Raw genomic sequence first — 18,119 nt, 5'->3', positions numbered from 1 at the left:
CTCTACGATTTATTGTTTTGACCAATTTTGATATCCAATTTTCGCTATAGCATTATGATTATGTAGCCTTCTTAAGTAATAATCAAACTATTTTAGGGATTCTATGCTTTTGGTCATTAGGTCTTTCCTGTCTATCGGGGCATATTTGAGGGCGAGTTCATAAGATTTTTTGGCATCCTTGTTTTTTTTCAGCGCTTTAAATGCATTTCCTTGATTAAAATGCGCCCTCCAGTAAGTTTCATTTTTCTTTATGGCCTTTCCAAAAACATATGCTGCACCTTCAAAGTCTTCTTCCCTTAAAAGTCTACGCCCATAACGTTCCAGATAGATATCACTGCCAACTTCAATGGCTCGTTGTATCGCCGCTTCAGCAGCTTTTGGATTACCTGATTGTTTCAATAACTTTGCTTTTACATCCCAGTTGGAGAAATTTTCCTGGAGTTCAATGGACTTATCAATCCACTCAAGCGCCTCTTTCGTGTTTATTTTGTATTCAGCACAATAATCTGCAGCCTGGCACCAGCTGAACCATTCCCAATATGCATCTGAGCGAAGTTGTTTTCGAATGTTTTCAAGGGCAATTTCATCAACATTCAAACTTATGTTGAATTCCACTTTTTTACTAGCCCAGCTCAGGACTACCGAAGCCGTATCACGCTCTCTCTTCTTGAAATCATAACTTAACCACTCTCTTTCATCCAAGTTGTTTTGAACTGGAACTGTTATGCGCAATGCATCTTCTTCCTCCTCGTAAAAATAGCTTCCCCATGAGGTGTGATTCTTTGAAAAAATAAATGTCCATTGGTTCTCTTCAGGTAAAAGGTGAAGGCCATAACTACCTGCGGGCAACTTCTGCCCATTAATTTCTACATCATTGGTAATTGTAAATACGGTATTCTCATTGGCTCCCGCTCGCCAAACCTTACCGTAGGGAATTAATTCTCCCCAAACCACCCTTCCCCTAGAACCTGGACTATGATAACGTATAGTGATGTCCGTATATCCGATACGTTGTGTTATCATGGATTGTTGACTCTTATCAGGGAGGATGATAGGATTGTGGATATTAAAATGTTGTGCACTTAGTATTTCTGAAGAAAATATCACTAAAGCAATTAACAACTTAAGAGCTATATGTTTCATTTTTTTAGTGTAAGGTAAAAGATTCTTAGGAGCGATACTCCCAAAATTTTGATTTTATGCTTTCAAAACCGCTCCCATAATGAAAACAGCATAAAATCGATATGATTGATAATCCATTATTTAAACTTTAGCAATTCATTTATTTTCTCCGGATTATCGAAATTCCCCCAGAAGTATTCAATTTCTATTGTATTATCCAATATTCTATAGAACATTGTAGTATGCTTCGTAATAAATGCCGCTCTACTTATTTGATCATATTCGGAGACCTTGAACATCTCAGGGTTTTTAACAATAAGCTCGATAGTATGATCAACGGTATCGACAAAACTAGTCGCTATCTCCATGTTCCAAATATCCAATAGGTAGTCTACAATTCCGTTGAATGAATTGTCAGCTTTTCTAGTCCAAATCACCTTCATGCACGCAATTTTTTACGTACATCACCCATAACATCCTTATGATCTCTTATTCTTCCATTCTTACTGTCCTCCCGACTTGCCCTTAGAGCCTCCTTAATTTCGAAAGCCTTAGCTTCTTCAGGAAAAAGAATGTTGCTTAGGATAACCATTTCGTCAACTGTGAAATTTTTCTTCTTGACTTTGTTGTAAAATGTTGCACGAGAAACGCCAAGTCGTTCTATCAGATACTCCTTTTTGAATTTACTATCATCAATATAGCTATCAATATTTTCAAGTAAACCTTGATATTTGTATACAATGTCTAACATTTAGATATAAATTATATTATATAATTAGACCAATATACTTAAAATATTAGAATTTATCACTATTTTAAAGCTGGGTTCGATAATAATATTACAACTTACTTTTCTTTTTTGAGCTCAGTAGGTCAATGGCCAAGTCAACTGACATGCAACAAATGTTTGCGTAGGAGTCATTCCCATTCTTGTAGATTTCAAACGCGTTCAAGAAATTAAAATATGCCACTACAGCTTTTTTACTATTTTTTGCACGAATCAAACTTTTATAGGAATCCTGTTCATAGCGATCAGAAAAAATTTCATTTACAAAGGTCAGCAACATTTCATCAGAAACAAAAACCTCCTTATCCAAGTTCTTGCGAAATTCTTTGGTCTTCTTTTTGCTTCTGTTCAATAGATTCCTAAGACTTCCTTCTTTAAAAGCCAGATAGTCCTTTTCGTATATAGCCGGCTTAGCGGAAAGTGAATCCCCATTTTCATCCGCTGGGTATAACCATATTCCCTTTTTCAAGAACTTCTTCTTTTTCCTAGGAAGTTTGAATTTTTGTTTTGCTATACTCATCGTTTTATTGAACTTTTGATTATTTAATTATGTATTTTACTAAGAGCTATTATTGGCAAAATCCTGTGTTTTGAGATGCGTTTATGTGCTATGATTAAACCAAAGAAAGCTTCAAATGCAACACGCCACCCTAACTCGTTTAAATAATGCTCAACATCTTCATACTCTTTTGCAATTTGAGATGGAACTAATCTCTTGCTCATAATATCCCAAATATCAGGATGGGCATTTATAATGTTCCTCATATGATCTTTAAAATGATTTTGTCCAAAGTGTTGAGAATCAATTTCGTGAGCACAGCGATTTCTTATTTTTCTAAGCTGATGAAAAACCGTCCTTTCAGGATTAGTAATTAGTCCTATTCGAAATGCTAAATTGATCTTTGAACTAAAGGTAGAAATTGGAGATGTTGCAGAATTAGAAAGTAATTCATCTTGTGCTTCTGCTTTAGCAAGGAGTCTTTTAGTCAATTGTGCTTTCAACTCATTTTCAACCATTGCTGTAACAACCAGGACCACGCCCCGATCACTTTCCAATTTAAATTTTTCAAGTAAAATGGGAAATTCCTTCAATAAAAGTTCCTTCTGCTTTTTATCCAATTTAATCTATTAATTAACCTTTTCTAGAAACCATTGATTTATTTTCGCAATAAACAACCACACATCATCAAGTGTTGATGGTGGTTTTACATATCCTTTTGATTTAGGGTCTGATCCCATTTTATCGAAAATCCTTAGCAACCAACCATTTTTTGAAATTCCTGCATCCAAGTTTAATAACCATTTTTCGACTTCGCCATCAGGAATCACAAACTATCCATTATTTGCAAGTTGTCCGATTAGATTCAAGGCATCATCAAAATCTTGGCCTTCCAACAACGTAACTCCACCCAATCTCTTATAGTCGGGTGGTCTATTCAACTTCTGTAGAGCTGCCAGAAAAAGGGAGGGGGATTTACCTTTGTTTTTGAATTCTGTTAATCTTTTTTCGATAGTTTCAAATGACCTCTCATCAGTTGATTCTCCTCTGGCAGCAACCTTTAAGTTTTCGTTTGTTCTACTTCGTAGTATGGATAGTGCTTCCGCTGTGCCTCCTTTAATCGACAAGGCTTTTAAAATATTGGTAAAATTTGTACCTCCCTCCTTAAAAGTATCAATATCAGATATTGCCGCGCACGGAATCTCAATATTTCTGAATAATGAAACTACCTTAGCTATGGTTTGCTTGTTCTGAGCATTTATAAATATGCAATCCCTAATTCCATCCTCTGTTTCAGCCAGCATCCGGTTGTTGATTTCAGTATAGAATGCACGGTCAGAATCACCTTCAGTCATAACAACACGAGAATGAAATAAACCCTCAATCACCCCAATGTTATTTAACAAAGGGTCATGGATAATAGCCTTTATATCTTTAGGCTTTATAGTTTTAGCTTTTCCAACTCCACTCTCATATCCAAGTCTTGTGACAGTCACGTTATTTGGCGATTGAGATAGACAACCCTTCAAAAAAAATGGAGAATGTGTGGCGCAAAAACATAGATAATTATTTTCTCTTGCTATTTGACTCACAGTTTTGCCTAATTGAAAACAAAGATTCGGATGCAAAAAGGCTTCTGGTTCATCAATAAGAAAATATCTTTTACCACTAGCGATTAAATTAATTAATATTCCAATGTAAGCTTTAATGCCATCGCTGTATGATAATAGTGGGGCCGCGTCTTTTTCAAAAAAATCATGTGCTTTAATTGAATCATAGTATTCAATATCATTTTTGGGCTCACTATCACATAAGTAGGCACAGAGCTTGTTTAGATTAGGATTCCAAAGAGCAAAATATTTTTCTGGCATTACCTTTTGTAGATAGGATTGAAGCTTAGAACGTAAAGAATCATCATGTCTCAAAACTTCAAACACATTGAGTGGATTTTTTGGGGCCACTCCTTGATAATTCATATCCTCAATAATGCTCAATCGAGCCTTTCCGTCTAAAATGGTTGTAGAATCAATCCATTTATTTCGATGTAAGCGTTTGGATATAAAATCAAAGTTACTCTCAATAAGACTTTTTGATTCATCCCATGTTTTGTAATTCCATGAACCGCCGCTTGGAGCGGGTATCTTTTTGCCTCTCTTTTCAATAAAGTCTCTAACCTCGCTAAGTTTAAGACTATTGGGAGTGTAAGACTTCAGTAAAGATTCAGTTGTAATTAAGTTTTGTATTTCCAGGAGAAGGGTACTTTTGCCTGAATTATTAGGTCCGATAAATAAATTAGTCGGTTTGAGGTCTATGCTGAGCCCGCTCTGTAATTTTAAACTTTCTATCAATGCAAATTATTTTGAATATGGTCTTAAACTGTTATTTAGCCCTCTAAATCTGAGATACTTATAATAAGTAGCTCTAGAAATAGCCAATCGTTCACAAATTTCTGACACCGTCAATTTTCCTTCTTTGAAGTACTCTTCGCAAAGTACAGCTTTCTGTTGATTTTTCTTACTAATTCCTTTTGGCGCTCCCAAAACCTTCCCACGGCGTCTTGCAGATTCCAAACCAGCTTTTGTTCGTTCTATAATAATATCTCGTTCCAGTTGAGCGAGAGCGGCAAAAATGTTGATGATGAATTCCGATTGGGAGGACTTTTTGGTAGTGTCGATAAAAGATTCGGTAATACTTCGAAACTTAACCCCTTTTTCGTCCAGCTCTTGCATCAACTTGGTGAAGTGAATAAGACTTCGGGCCAAGCGGTCAAGTTTCCAGACCACAATGGTATCACCCTCACGAACATAGTTGAGCAACTTGTTCAAACTATTTCGTTCTTCTTTGGTACTGGATACCTTGTCGGTATAAATATTCTTACGGGTTATTCCCTCTTTGAGAAGAGCATCCAATTGTAAATCGAGACTCTGCACTGCAGTGCTAACCCTTGCGTATCCAAAAACCATAGAAATAGTTTAATTAAATGTTAAAAATTAAACTAATTAATTAGTACGATGAAATAAACTTTTTAGAATTAGTGAACACGGATAAGTTCATAAGTTTAATAAAACGGTAGATTAAATGAACTGATTTTTCCTATTTACACCCAATTCTACATGTTTGATTTTAGAGAAACCGTGTACGGTACCGTATAAGGTTTAATATAAAAATCACAAATTTATAGTTACTAATTTACTGTAGTGCTATCATGAAATCTAGAAATCTGAAATGTTCAAAACTTAGTCAAAAAAGGCCCATGGAGTTATCATCACGGACCTATCTTCTCAAAATTAACAGAAGCAGTCTTATCTACTGCACTATGGGCATATCACCTATAAGTTTCCAATACCCCTGTGCATCCTGGACCAGAGTAATCAAGGATATAAAAGACGATTTTGTTCCTTTAAGCACTACTTTAGCACTTGCGGTTGTTCCATTTAGGATAATATTTTCTATGGTCAATGTCCTTGAATCCCCGCCGAATTCCTTAGCTTTTATTTTATCTAGATAAACGGCTTTGTCCATAATACTGACCTCGGTACTACCAAATAAACGATTCATCACAATTCTGTAATTATCATCCAAACAGGTGGCCAATTCCTTGGTATCATTCTCATCTCCAGCTTTGCAAAACTTCGTTAAAACTTCTTGAATTTGTGATTTATCATCGTTTTGAGCAGTACAACTTGTAATTATCAATAGTGTAAATACTAGTAGTATTAGATTGTTTTTTTTCATATTTTTTGTTTTATTGTTTACGTCTTTTAGATTGTGGAATAACTATGTTTACTTTATTTCATTGGCCTATAATTAGAGTTTGACATTTATTGAAGTTCTCATGATAGAATGGTGTTGGAAATCATCCTGCTGGCTATATGCCATCAACATAGTATATTCAATGTTCTCAGATAGTTTTCTTTGATAGGTACTCGTGAAGTCTTTCGGCAATGAAAATTGAAGCATTGTGCTATTATTTATTTCAATACCTGAAATATTTTTCAGCTGTGGAACTCCACTTAATGATTCTACAGTTTTATAATTACCCGGAGCTAAAGTGTAGTATTCAACAACTTGAGCTTGTCCTTTGATAACATTTCCCATTAATAGATAAGTTCCTTGAGTACCCGAATGCGTATTGAATCCAATAGCCACCCAACCTTTAGTTGGTGCGGTCATTTCAAAATGAACTATGTCTTTTTCAAAATACCATCTCACTTCCATTCTATTTTTGGAAACTACCTTCTTTGGAATGTCTTGTGCCCTACACTGTTCTGAAGTAATGGATAATAACCAAATAAAAACTAGTTTCTTCATAGAATTATACTTATCATAGTTCATCAATTATTGATATATCAATTATATGCATAAAAAAATATCAACTCATATTCTTTCTTATTTTTTTTAGTATCTCGCTTAGCGAACCTATCTCCTTTTTGGATAGACCTTTAATGCTATTGGCTCTATGTGTATTTATCAATTCCATATTGGCTTTAATGAACTTTTCCCCTTCTTTTGTTAAATCAATATTATAGGTCCTCCTATTATCTGGAATAGCCTGCCTTATAAGTAATCCTTTCTTTTCAAGAATATCCAGTGTACGGGTAATGGAAGCTGGATCTCGATGGGATTTGTTTGCCAATTCCCTTTGGGATATTGTGGCAGTCTCAGAAACAATTTTCAATATAATCCATTGCTCCACAGTAATGCCGAGGCCTAACCTGTCAAATTCGCTTTGGGAGTATTGCTTTGAAACTTTACTCGTCCAGTCTATCTGAAATAATATAACATCTTCTATACGTTGCATTAGTCAAATATACAAATTTTATTGATATATCAACTATTGACATCAAAAATATAACCAATGCATTTTTACCTTAATGGTTTACCAGTAGAATTTCTCGACAGTAAGATTTGATTTACAACAAATCCTTTGTGAAAAAGCAATGAAATATTTTTTATAAAATAGCAACATTGTTGACTAAAACTATTGGATACGAACTGTGCTTTACTTCACCAATTTATTCTGGCCAAGTGCTGTTTTTACGAATTTGCCCCCTATCCCTTTCTATAATCCGTTGCAAATCCGTAAAATCCCCGATTCCTCTTGAAATCTCCGAGATTTTAACCGAATTCCCATTATTTAGAAAAATCAAAAGGTTGATATCATCACTATATTCAATTCTATTTCCTCTAATATTGTCCAAATCCAAGTCCAAATCTTTTTCAATATGTTCAATAACACAATATGGACCAAGAATTAACAATTCGTTCCATTCGAAACTATTCAATTGGGTCAAATCAATTACCTCCGATTCGGTTTTAAACTCAGTTTCAATCCTTTTGGTTAAGGCATTGTCCGAACTCAATTGGTTATGGTATTGGCAAGAAAATAAGGCTATCAGAATCATTCCAGCCTCTATTCGCTTTTTCATTCCTAATAAGTTGTTTTAATTGTTTCTAAACATAAATAAGATTACACCCTTAAAACTATGACCATTCTTGTTGTCAGATGTTAGAACAGTAGTAATGACTGATGTGAAAGTAGCTAAATCAAATACGATAATTATTTGCCGAAACCTGCCCGTATCCAAGCATTTACAACTGGTGCCGATAAGCGGGAGTCCCAGTTATTTCTTGACTGTTGGTACAGTGCATCAATGAAATCCTCATTGGTCGAACCTAGACCAATAGCGCTACTATAGCTATCAATATTTCGATCAGGGTTTGGCCATTGGGAAACATCTAGCAGTGCAGCACCCATTTCCACCTCATTTTGCCATGCTTCAAGACTCATAAATGCGTCATTAAAGGCAAACCATCTATCGTCCTCTAAAACACTGAAATATTGATTGCCACCAAAATTAACATCCGTCGAGAAATAGGTTATAAGCGTACCGGACCGCTCTCGGTTAAAATAAAATTGATTATCCTCAAATTGAACGTCAATTAAATCACCGCCCATTCTTACCATGCCTGAGCCCCAATTTGGGGTCGTGGCAGGATTTGCACTAATATTGTGTACAATATTATTATTGATTTGCAGTGCACTTGCTTCAGATCCCGCCGTAGCATAAACAGCCATCGCATAAACCGTGGTAACTTCTGGGTTTTCCTGTCGAGTGATGATGTTGTTATCGACAATACCATTTAATACATCATTAAAATCAATGCCCCAACCCAATTCTCTATTCGTAGGTCTTGATAGCCCCATGTCCGTGATTACATTATTGATGACTTCAAAATTTTGAAACCTATAGCTATCACTGGCATTTCCCCCAATGCTAAGGGAAACTTCATTATCAAAGAACAAATTATTGTTGATCAACACATTGTGTGAGTTCCCCTCGGTATCCGACCTCCATTTATTTCCTGCTGAAGAACCTCTTAAAAAGAAATTACCCTGAACCACTACATTTTTTGCGGACGAAAAATATATGTTGTGATTAAATCCTGTTGCTTGACCCTCTGCTGGATTATTATCAAGACCGGACGCTGCTTGTATTCTCCATCCATTATGGTCAAAGGTATTTTCCTCCAACAATAGTACAGCTTGGCCGTTATCATCGGCCCCATCATGATAAATGCCTTGTGAATGGACAATCCCAATACCTGAAGAATAGTTTCTAGAAAAAATATTTCTTCTAAATGCCACACGTTCCATAGGAAAGTCCGGTGCGGTCGAACCCAATATTTCGGCGGTTACATAAGATCTAAACACACAGTCTTCGATGAGTACATCCTCTATTTTTGCCGCCTCATTCGCAAACGTAAATATCCTAAAGCTCTTGGTATCGATTTCTCCAGCGAAAGAACTAAAAAATTCACTTTCGTCATCACGCGAATGCGCCCAGAAATTTATCCCCGATACTATGACAAATCTTGGCTGTCCGGATCTTATGCCCCTATTCGTACCTGTCCTTAGTTGTGGTCGCCCACCTTCACCATAGGCCGTAATCACAGCTCTTTCCGATGCAGACCGTCCTCTATTCAAATCAAGCGATTCTTCCCAATGCTCCCCAGAGGCCAAGAGCATCCAATCGGGTTCTCCGTCCCTCATTTGAGCAAAGGCCTCCGCTACACTGGCAAAGGCTGCCACTTCACCATTTGGGTTTGTTGGATCATCGCCAATAACCGCATCACCGGATTCATAAACCTGGCCAGTGTCATCATTACCTTCACTGGCGTGCACATAAACCAATCGACTGTTTTCATTAGGCGTCAAGATGGTGAAGCCATCCGCATCTTGTGGGGGCAAATTAAAATCGACAACTGATATGTCCGCTATCCCTAGTCCGACTTCTTCAACATCATCAATGGGTTCTTCTAGAGCTAGGGGTTGATCTCCTTCGGCTGCTGGGTTTTCAGAGTCTATAGGTTCAATCCTATCTGATGAACATCTGGTTTGTAAAAGACTAAATGAGAAAAAAAATGAAACAAATACTAATCTGACATTTGATTTCATAACTTTTGATTTGAAATTATTATTCGGTTAAATTCCATGTGGTATAGTCCAAGGCTTCAAAACCTTGAATATTGGATGCCACACTTTTGGATATGGCCCTATATGGCGCATTATCCCCTTTTTCCATCATCGTATAATAATTCTCATTGTCTTCACCGTAAAGCCAATATTCACCGCTCCCCGTGTTCATCTGGGTAACCTTAAATTGAAACATTGAGCTTTCAATGGGTATGTCATAGTCGTTACTCGTCAATAACCGCCAACAGTTAGGTCCAAACTCTGTCCGAGATAGAAAGAGCAAGCCCAAAAGGTTGGCAAGCAGTATCAAGCGTTTGACCTTTAGGTTCATTCCGTGGCATTTTGAAGGGAAATACCTATCAAACGATACCCATTTCCCGTTTTTAAAAAATCAAAATGATCCTGTCCCTTTCCACCATCGGGACTATCGTTAATGACCAGGGTCAATACTGGATACCTTTCAATTCGAGCTTCTCCACAATTTGTAAAATACTTCTCAAAGCTGGTTAAATCATAGATAAAAGGATTCAGACCGTTTATGGTTATGAAGTAATCCGTACCTTTTTTTGTTATTTGAAGTAAGCGATTTTTCAGTTTTTTAAAATGCTTGGAACCAAACTCCTTCCTAGGTTCCGTTACCCAACCGCTTGACCTGCTCCATGAGGTAATGCTATCGCACATAAAGTAAGGTGCCCTCCTGACCCTGAGCTGCGGAATTAATTTATTCTTCATCCAGTCATCAAAGTGTTTCTCAAAATCAAGAAAGGTGTAGTATTTGCCATTCAGTCCCTTAAAGCTTTTTTTTGTGGTGGCCACGGTTGGTTCATCTTCAATGGCCATAGAATACATATCAAGTCTTCTGCTATGCTTAAAACCAACTATAGTAATCTTGTTTTCCGTTGTCATTAGAAATTCCTCCCCGCCTTCCCAACTATAGTGCTCACAACCCATTTCAGTATGGCTGTCCAAACACTTCTTTTCTGCCCCCATCAGACCCCAAACGAATCCATTCTGCGCCCTTGAAAGCCAATCATATGCCGCAGGAACAACTATATGACCATCCTTATTGAATAGTCCGACCTTATCCGTTTTCTTATCCCTAAACCGTATAAAGCCTTCACTCTCACAATCAGCACTATTATCATAGATGAATAGACTGTCCTTCCCAACTTTTTTTCCTGTTTTGGTCAAATAGTAGGTCTCATAACCACGCTCGTTTTCTTCCATTACGGCAATGATATCTTCAAATTTTATGGCACTTGTTAACCCCATGAATCTCGGCTCAATTTTAATTTGACCCTTTGAATCCTGAAAACCTATCAACTGTGAATTTTCATTCTTGAATGCCATCCATGTTTCTTCATCCTGAGGATAGGCTAAAATTCCTAGCAGCAGCATAAGAGACGACAGGGATATTTTAATCATGTCTTAGATTTTCTTTTTAGTTCGTACACGCAACAAATACTATCGTCAAATTTGCGTTCACCAATAAATTCAAACCCAAGTCTTTCGTAGAACCTATGTGCCTTTCTATTACTTTTAAGTGGATCTACAAGAACCCCATTTACCATTCGGTTTTCATAACATCTTGCTATAGCCAACTTCATCATTTGGGTACCATATCCCCTGTTTAGGTCTTCATCTTCACCAATCCAAATATCTATCGCTCTTTTATTTTGTCCTACCGTTCCCCAATACCGTGTTTCTTCTTTATAGGGGTCGATAATCTGTACCACTCCAACAGGCTTACCATTTACCTCCGCAATCAACTGTTCCCTCCACTCAGGATTCCTGTTAAGTTCTATTTCCCAACTCCAATCATCGTCATTAGGATCACAGTCCATAACGTGTTGTTTTGTATCCCAATGGGTTAACAAATCAAGGTCGGTTATTGTTGCCATTCTTAACTTTATCATAGTTCTGTACTATTTTTCAATTCTAGGCCACATTCTCTTTGATTTCCTAATGACCTTCATTTGCTTTTAGCTTCAAAAAGAATTAGCTCAACGAACTTGTTCTTTTCAATAAAAACGGAGTGGCTTCTACCTGAACCTTCCTCTATCCATACTCCGTCGCCCTTTTTATAGTGCTCAAGTCTATCCTCAAAGTCTATAACCATTTCACCATCCAAAACATACCCTATATGACCTTTTTGACACCAATCTTCCCCTCTAAAACAATCTTCAAATCGTACCAAACGTAGTTGTCTGTTACCATAGGAATAGACTTTTTGGGCAACGCCTTTTTTAGGATATTCCCATTCTGATTCTCGAAAATGTATACGCAAATCCGTCATTAGTATCTGTAAAATGTTCTTGGGTTCAAAAACTCCTTTGTTATGATAGCTAGTCCTTCAACTGAAAGTCGATTGTGGAGACCACCCTCACCACTTTTATCTGTGGGGTGTTCTCATCTCTATCGCTTATCGTAAAAAGTCCTTGCTTGGCCACTCGTATTTTACCTACTTTGGCTTCTGAGTCAAGGGCAAACTTGTCAGCGACCTCTCGGGCGTTCTTTGTGGCCTCCTCTATCATGGAAGGCTTGATATCGTTCAGACCATCAAAAATATATTCAATGGGCCTCCAGTCATTTTTAGAGCTAATTAAAATACCTTTGGTCATAAGTTCGGTAGATTCGGAAAGTGCTTTCTGTAGCTGACCAATATTCTTGGTCCTTACTGTAAACTCTGACTTTGCCAAATATCTGAACTGAGTATTCTTAGGGGCATATATATCTGACCAAGTGTCTTTAATGGTAGTGCTTCCTTGGGTTAGGTCCACTTTTTTAAAGCCCTGTGCTAGAAAAAAATTATAGAGTTCCTTGTTTTGGTTTTCTATATCATTTTTTAGCGACATCAAATCATTTGCTGTTAAGGTAATATTTATGGGCCAAACCGCTAAATCAGCATTCACCTCTCTTTCAGACAAGCCTTTGACCTGGACAAAACGGTCATATTGCTTGGCTGTCTTATGCATATTACCCATAAAATATCCTGCAATTGCAATTGAAAGGGAAACCATCAATACATGTAACCAATTTATTTTCATCTGTTTTAATTTTTAGTCTTTATTAGTGTTCTGTAGTACAGCAAAGCTCGTGATAGGGATTATAATACTGACAACCGTACCCACGGGCTTGCCGTTGGTATCGACCAAATCTTTGATTTGGAAGGAATACTTTCTATTGCTTTTTTTAGAAAAAAGTTCCAAACGATCCGCAATGAGTTTTAGGCCTAAAGATTGCTTTTTTAGGGGGTTTTGGGCATTTCTTTTCAATGTGGCCTGTCTGCCAATACCATTGTCCTTAATACGTATAATGATGCTGTTAAGATAGTCTTCCGACTTGTTGACCAGAATACTCAACTCTTTTTTGCCTCTTTTTGTGGTCAATCCGTGCCAAATGGCGTTTTCAACAAAAGGCTGTAAAAACATGACCGGAACCTTTACTTCACTTATGTCCAAAGATTCGTCGACGTCAATGGTGACATCTATATTATTTTTAAAGCGATCACTTTCAATTTCCATGTACACTTCTAATGTATCAAGCTCCTCGGCCAAAGAAATTTCCTCTTTCCTTGAATTCTCTAAAAGACTTCGAATAAGTTTAGAGAACCTGCCTAAGTAGTAAATTGCATTTTCTTGGTCGTTCTCTATGAGGTAACTTTTTATGGAATTAAGCGCATTGAAAATAAAATGGGGATTCATTTGGCTACGCAAGGCATCCAAGCGCAATTGTGAAAACTTATTTTCAAATTTTAGGGTCAACTTTTCGGTACGCTCTCGTTGTGCCTCTTCCGAAAGTTCTAGAACGTTGGTCTTGGTGAGCTCCAACTTCTCAGAAAGCGCACGATTGATACCATTCTTTATAATCTGGTTTTCCTCGAGTTGGGATACCAATTTTTTTTGAATGGCAACATTTTCTATATAAACCATTTTTTGCTCCAGACCAATGGCAAGGGCAAACAAGAGGCTTTCAACCAGAATACCGATATAAAAAATATACAGGTAATTATCATCAACGGTAACCCCTTTGATGGTGGTCAGAAAGAGTAATAGATAGGAAATACCCAAAACCAGCATCCCGGAAAGAATGTAAGGCTTGATTATCATACGCTTTTTAGAAACCATATAAAGGGTCCAAAAAAATACCACGTATCCCAAAGGAATGTGAACAAAAGCATGATAATAGCGTATCATCATGTTTTGTTGGTCAAAAATGAACAGCGTTGATAACATCAGGTAAAGAGCCGCACTCGCCCCATAATAGTAATCTATGATTTTGAGAGCCCTTGGAAAATTCTCGCGTAGCCGCATAATCTCCACTACGAAATAGGTAAATAAAAAAGTACCTAGATATTGAGCGGGATAGTGAAAATCTATGGAAAATCGAAGCCCTTCAGAAGATTGAAAAAAATCAGAGAAGAATACGCCTTTGACATGGCGCATAAGGCTTACCCCATTGACCAAGGCATATAGACTGTACCACAAATAAAAACGTTTTTGATGTTGAAAATACTGAATCAGAAAAAATACAAAAAGATAAAACAGTACGGCCACAACAAAAAAACCGAGACCATTTTGACTGCTGTTCTCCAAGAACTCCAAAATATGCGATTTGCCTTCCATGCTGCTTAAAATGACATCTTTTCCAGAAAGGCATCTTTCTTGATCCGGGATACGGGAATTTTCTCCTCATTGCTCAACACTACATACCCGTCTCCCTTGAAGTATTCCATTACTTTGAGAGTGTTGATGATATACGAATTATGTATTCTGAAGAAAAGACTTTCCGGAAGCAGTTCCTCCACTTCCTTCAACTTTTTAGAAACGTACTTGTTTTTCCCCGAATCCAGAAATATACGGGTATAGTTACCATCGGACTGGCAATAAATGATTTCATCCACTTTGATAAACACAATCTTTCCATTCACGGGAATCTGAATCATTTTTACGGTGTTCACTGTAGATAGGGCCTTTATGGTTTCTTGAAACTGTTGCTGCAACTGCTGTGGGCTACTATGATTTTTGAGCTTTTGAATGATTTCCTTGATCTCATCGCCATCAATGGGCTTTAAAAGATAATCCAACGCATTTTCCTTAATGGCCTGAATGGCATATTGGTTATAGGCGGTGGTGATGATTACGGCAAAATTGCGGAAGTCCAATTTTTTAAGCAGCGCAAAACCGTTCATTTCGGGCATTTCGATATCCAAAAAAACACAGTCGGGCTTTAGATAGTTGATGCCGGATATGGCCTCAACAGGCGACGTGAACGTTTCAACGACTTTGATGTCGTTAGAAAACTTTTGCAGCTCCCAGTTCAAATTGTTTACGGCCGCCAGTTCGTCGTCTATTATAATGGCTCGAATCATGTTTTGGTTCAGTTTCATCTCAAATTACGGCCTAGGTTGCGTCTAATTACCACTAATATGACCAATTGCAGTAACTATTGTATGAATGGCCGTATAGCTGTACGGATTACACAACCCACCTAAATAACAGCAAGTTGACCACTCATAAAGATAAACATATCATTGGCAAAATAGATACTACCATTGGTCGGAATTGGACAAAAAAGTAGGGGTTTATCAAATAGTTTTGATCCAAACAAACTTGAGGTGAGCGTTGTTCAAAATAAAAATCAGATAAACAAACAACAATTTTCTACTCAACAACCTATTAACTGTAAGCAATGATTTTAACAACAAAAATAGTACGACAACTTGGCTTGATTCTAATTGTGACAATAATGGTGTTGTCATGCTCCAAAGATGGGAATGAAGGACCCATGGGTCCACAAGGGGAACAAGGAGATCCTGGTGAAGACGGCACTGCCAATGTAATTTATTCTGAATGGATTGATGAAAATTTAAGTAATGTTGGAAGTTTCCATTCTCAATTTTTAGATGAGATTTCAATAGAAGAATTTGATGCCTTTACCGATCTGGTTCTGACATATGGTCGAATTAATAGTGGTAATGAATCCGTTTTTTTGGTTCCCTTTTATCGGATTGCACAAACCACCTCATTAACAACATTTTGGCCATTCATAAAGATAAACATATCATCAACAAATTAGATGCTACTATTGGTCGGAATTGAACAAAGCAGCAGGGTTTTATCAAATAGTTTTGGTCCAAACAAACTTGAGGTGAGCGGTGTTCAAAAATAAAATATAATCATCTTCTATAAAAAACAAGTTCCCAAAAAGTAAACTTAATTCCTAATTAAAATTATTTTATCATGAAACGAATGAATTTTTCAAAAACAATTGTTACAACAGTATGTATTGCCGCTTTGTTATTTTCCTGCTCCAAAGACGGTGAGCAAGGCCCAGTTGGCCCTGCAGGCCCACAAGGCGAACAAGGTGTTGTAGGCCCCGCAGGAGCAGATGGACAAGATGGAGCAGATGGCAGTCAAGGCGACCAAGGTGAACCCGGCACGGCCAATGTCATCTACTCCGATTGGATACCGGAGGATTTTGAATCCTCAGAATCTGATTCCATGTTACTCGAAAGTATAAACGCTGCTGAGTTTACCCCTAATGCCGATGTTCTGTTGGTATATGGGCGTCGTCCTATAAATGCCCTTTTAAACGATATTTATCAATTACCCCACACATTTACCACAGCTACCATTTGGGAAGAATATTCGGTAAGATTAACGGTAGGGGGCACCTTTGCTTCTTTATGGATCGATGTATCGAGTTATGCCGGGGTATCGGACTTTGACTTTTTTGACGATTTCCGCTACGTCCTCATTCCGGGTGGGCAATCCAATTCTGGAAAGTCAGCTACTGAGGACTATACCAAAATGAGCTATGAAGAAATTGCGGCACTCTTTGACATCAAAGATTGATGGCCTCATGCCATTTGGCTATAAAAAAAACAAGTTCCCAACAAGTAAACTTAATCCTTAATTAAAATTATTTTATCATGAAACAAATGAATTTTTTCAAAACGATTGTTATAACAGTATGTATTGCCGCTTTGTTATTTTCCTGCTCCAAAGACGGTGATCAAGGTCCCGTTGGCCCTGCAGGTCCTCAAGGTGAGCAAGGAGTTGCCGGACCCGAAGGACCACAAGGGGCGGAGGGCGAACCTGGACCCGTGGAATACTTTTCCTCCAGTTGGATTCCAACGGAGTTTGAAGAAGATTATCCAGCGGCCACCAATGCAGGCTTTTTTATAGACGCCCCTGAGATTACAGCAAAAATAATGGAATCCGGTTTGGTCTTAGTGTTCGGTAGACGTACAGATGCTTTTGAGAATCAAATTGTGGAAAGCTTACCTGCACTTATCAATAACTACTATAGCTTTCGGTTTCAACAAAGAGTTGGCGAGCTAAATATTCTTGTTTCCTCAGTCATAGAAACTGACCCAATTGCTGAAAATGCCCGAATCATAGACGATTATCGCTATGTTATCATACCTAACCCCGGTAGTAGTGCTACTGGAAAAAATAGCGAGAGCGTGGATTTTACGAAGATGAGCTATGATGAGCTTATGGCCTATTTAAAATGATAAAAGGAAGTACTCGATTTTCTCTTTTCAGCTGGAAACAAAAAAGGAAATATAAAGGGTAATAATATAAAATAAACGTACTTATGAAAAGATATATAAATCTAGATTATTACATCATATTATGCATGTCGCTGTTTTTGATACTACTGGTGGGTTGCAGTGTTGAAGATGGCCCTATCGGACCTGAAGGTCCTGCAGGGGGACAAGGAGTGGTAGGTGCCCCAGGGCCTGAAGGACCCGAAGGAGAACAAGGCGAGCCAGGGCCTGAAGGTTATTTTGTTTCAGAATGGATTAATACGGAGCTTAAAGAAAATTTTGGAACTGATTTTTCCGCCAGTTTTGTCATTACAGCCCCTGAGATCACCCAGCAGATAATGGATACTGGTTTAGTCTTAGTTTTCGGTAGACTTGAAGACGCTTTAGGCAGTCAAATTGTGGAGCGACTACCAACGCTCATTAACAATAACTTCGATTTTCGCTTTCAACAAAGATTGGGTGAGCTGACGATTATTGTGTCCTCTATAACTGAATTCATGGATCTCGATGAAAACGGCGGTCTAATCGATGATTACCGCTATGTTATCATTCCCAACCCTGGCAACACAACTGGAAAAAACGGTACAAACGTGGATTTTACTAAAATGACCTATGAAGAGGTCGTGGACTACTTTAATCTATAAAACAAAGGCGCTCACGTGCTCTAATTGTTTTT

Annotated in this window: 24 protein-coding genes; 4 read left to right on the top strand and 20 right to left on the bottom strand. The window is 37.6% G+C overall.

Translation table 11 applies throughout. From position 1 onward, the window contains the following. Positions 1 to 87 precede the first annotated feature (87 nt). The 20 genes from BFP75_RS05480 to BFP75_RS05385 all read right to left on the bottom strand — a co-directional run bounded on the left by BFP75_RS05480 (position 88) and on the right by BFP75_RS05385 (position 15,256). Positions 88 to 1,143 (bottom strand): DUF2911 domain-containing protein, encoded by a 1,056-nt coding sequence (locus BFP75_RS05480; protein WP_099544084.1) that lies wholly within the window; start codon positions 1,141 to 1,143, stop codon positions 88 to 90. A gap of 116 nt (positions 1,144 to 1,259) precedes the next feature. Continuing rightward, positions 1,260 to 1,565, bottom strand: a complete 306-nt coding sequence (locus BFP75_RS05475; protein ID WP_099544082.1) for a type II toxin-antitoxin system RelE/ParE family toxin — start codon at positions 1,563 to 1,565, stop codon at positions 1,260 to 1,262. Continuing rightward, positions 1,562 to 1,873 carry a hypothetical protein gene (locus BFP75_RS05470; protein ID WP_099544080.1) on the bottom strand — a complete coding sequence of 104 codons (312 nt, stop codon included), beginning with the start codon at positions 1,871 to 1,873 and terminating at the stop codon, positions 1,562 to 1,564. The genes BFP75_RS05475 and BFP75_RS05470 overlap by 4 nt, the downstream gene beginning before the upstream one ends. A gap of 88 nt (positions 1,874 to 1,961) precedes the next feature. After that, on the bottom strand, positions 1,962 to 2,429 hold the full coding sequence (locus tag BFP75_RS05465; protein ID WP_099544078.1) for a hypothetical protein: 468 nt from the start codon (positions 2,427 to 2,429) through the stop codon (positions 1,962 to 1,964). 23 nt (positions 2,430 to 2,452) lie between these two features. Beyond that, positions 2,453 to 3,028 carry a hypothetical protein gene (locus tag BFP75_RS05460; RefSeq protein WP_099544076.1) on the bottom strand — a complete coding sequence of 192 codons (576 nt, stop codon included), beginning with the start codon at positions 3,026 to 3,028 and terminating at the stop codon, positions 2,453 to 2,455. A 9-nt stretch (positions 3,029 to 3,037) separates the two neighbouring features. Beyond that, on the bottom strand, positions 3,038 to 3,238 hold the full coding sequence (locus BFP75_RS05455) for a hypothetical protein (RefSeq protein ID WP_099544075.1): 201 nt from the start codon (positions 3,236 to 3,238) through the stop codon (positions 3,038 to 3,040). Positions 3,239 to 3,241: 3 nt separating this feature from the next. Beyond that, positions 3,242 to 4,756 (bottom strand): ATP-dependent nuclease, encoded by a 1,515-nt coding sequence (locus tag BFP75_RS05450; RefSeq protein ID WP_099544073.1) that lies wholly within the window; start codon positions 4,754 to 4,756, stop codon positions 3,242 to 3,244. A gap of 6 nt (positions 4,757 to 4,762) precedes the next feature. Then, positions 4,763 to 5,371 carry a recombinase family protein gene (locus BFP75_RS05445; protein WP_099544071.1) on the bottom strand — a complete coding sequence of 203 codons (609 nt, stop codon included), beginning with the start codon at positions 5,369 to 5,371 and terminating at the stop codon, positions 4,763 to 4,765. Positions 5,372 to 5,714: 343 nt separating this feature from the next. Continuing rightward, the gene (locus BFP75_RS05440) at positions 5,715 to 6,143 is read right to left on the bottom strand and encodes a nuclear transport factor 2 family protein (RefSeq protein ID WP_099544069.1); all 429 of its coding nucleotides are present in this window, start codon (positions 6,141 to 6,143) and stop codon (positions 5,715 to 5,717) included. A gap of 72 nt (positions 6,144 to 6,215) precedes the next feature. Next, entirely contained in the window at positions 6,216 to 6,719 is a 504-nt protein-coding gene (locus BFP75_RS05435) for a DOMON domain-containing protein (RefSeq protein WP_165776550.1), read from the bottom strand. 61 nt (positions 6,720 to 6,780) lie between these two features. Next, entirely contained in the window at positions 6,781 to 7,209 is a 429-nt protein-coding gene (locus BFP75_RS05430) for a MarR family winged helix-turn-helix transcriptional regulator (protein WP_099544065.1), read from the bottom strand. A 214-nt stretch (positions 7,210 to 7,423) separates the two neighbouring features. Next, entirely contained in the window at positions 7,424 to 7,837 is a 414-nt protein-coding gene (locus BFP75_RS05425) for a hypothetical protein (protein ID WP_099544063.1), read from the bottom strand. Between the two features lie 131 nt (positions 7,838 to 7,968). Then, on the bottom strand, positions 7,969 to 9,867 hold the full coding sequence (locus BFP75_RS22300) for a hypothetical protein (protein ID WP_099544061.1): 1,899 nt from the start codon (positions 9,865 to 9,867) through the stop codon (positions 7,969 to 7,971). Between the two features lie 19 nt (positions 9,868 to 9,886). Further along, positions 9,887 to 10,216 carry a hypothetical protein gene (locus tag BFP75_RS05415; RefSeq protein ID WP_099544059.1) on the bottom strand — a complete coding sequence of 110 codons (330 nt, stop codon included), beginning with the start codon at positions 10,214 to 10,216 and terminating at the stop codon, positions 9,887 to 9,889. Further along, positions 10,213 to 11,310 (bottom strand): WG repeat-containing protein, encoded by a 1,098-nt coding sequence (locus BFP75_RS05410; RefSeq protein WP_099544057.1) that lies wholly within the window; start codon positions 11,308 to 11,310, stop codon positions 10,213 to 10,215. The genes BFP75_RS05415 and BFP75_RS05410 overlap by 4 nt, the downstream gene beginning before the upstream one ends. Beyond that, complete coding sequence (locus BFP75_RS05405; RefSeq protein WP_206073494.1) at positions 11,307 to 11,786, bottom strand: GNAT family N-acetyltransferase; 480 nt, start codon at positions 11,784 to 11,786, stop codon at positions 11,307 to 11,309. Before BFP75_RS05405 ends, BFP75_RS05410 begins: the two co-directional genes overlap by 4 nt. A 71-nt stretch (positions 11,787 to 11,857) precedes the next feature. Further along, entirely contained in the window at positions 11,858 to 12,181 is a 324-nt protein-coding gene (locus BFP75_RS05400; protein ID WP_099544053.1) for a hypothetical protein, read from the bottom strand. A 49-nt stretch (positions 12,182 to 12,230) separates the two neighbouring features. Next, a complete protein-coding gene (locus tag BFP75_RS05395; RefSeq protein ID WP_099544051.1) occupies positions 12,231 to 12,932 on the bottom strand; it encodes an SIMPL domain-containing protein in 702 nt (233 codons plus the stop codon). A 12-nt stretch (positions 12,933 to 12,944) separates the two neighbouring features. Next, a complete protein-coding gene (locus BFP75_RS05390; RefSeq protein WP_099544050.1) occupies positions 12,945 to 14,510 on the bottom strand; it encodes a histidine kinase in 1,566 nt (521 codons plus the stop codon). Between the two features lie 5 nt (positions 14,511 to 14,515). Further along, positions 14,516 to 15,256, bottom strand: a complete 741-nt coding sequence (locus BFP75_RS05385) for a LytR/AlgR family response regulator transcription factor (protein WP_099544235.1) — start codon at positions 15,254 to 15,256, stop codon at positions 14,516 to 14,518. Positions 15,257 to 15,576: 320 nt separating this feature from the next. Between BFP75_RS05385 and BFP75_RS05380 the strand changes: the two genes are divergently transcribed. From BFP75_RS05380 to BFP75_RS22055, 4 genes are all read left to right on the top strand, one after another. Continuing rightward, positions 15,577 to 15,963 (top strand): hypothetical protein, encoded by a 387-nt coding sequence (locus BFP75_RS05380; protein WP_099544049.1) that lies wholly within the window; start codon positions 15,577 to 15,579, stop codon positions 15,961 to 15,963. 164 nt (positions 15,964 to 16,127) lie between these two features. Beyond that, positions 16,128 to 16,742 carry a collagen-like protein gene (locus tag BFP75_RS21740; RefSeq protein ID WP_240531704.1) on the top strand — a complete coding sequence of 205 codons (615 nt, stop codon included), beginning with the start codon at positions 16,128 to 16,130 and terminating at the stop codon, positions 16,740 to 16,742. A gap of 77 nt (positions 16,743 to 16,819) precedes the next feature. Then, the gene (locus tag BFP75_RS05370) at positions 16,820 to 17,407 is read left to right on the top strand and encodes a collagen-like protein (RefSeq protein ID WP_099544045.1); all 588 of its coding nucleotides are present in this window, start codon (positions 16,820 to 16,822) and stop codon (positions 17,405 to 17,407) included. A gap of 83 nt (positions 17,408 to 17,490) precedes the next feature. Then, positions 17,491 to 18,087, top strand: a complete 597-nt coding sequence (locus BFP75_RS22055; RefSeq protein WP_206073492.1) for a collagen-like protein — start codon at positions 17,491 to 17,493, stop codon at positions 18,085 to 18,087. The last annotated feature ends 32 nt before the right edge of the window (positions 18,088 to 18,119 follow it).

Origin of the sequence: Maribacter sp. 4G9, from assembly GCF_002742265.1 — a bacterium.
GTDB lineage: Bacteria > Bacteroidota > Bacteroidia > Flavobacteriales > Flavobacteriaceae > Maribacter.
This window is presented reverse-complemented; position numbering and strand designations above follow the sequence as displayed.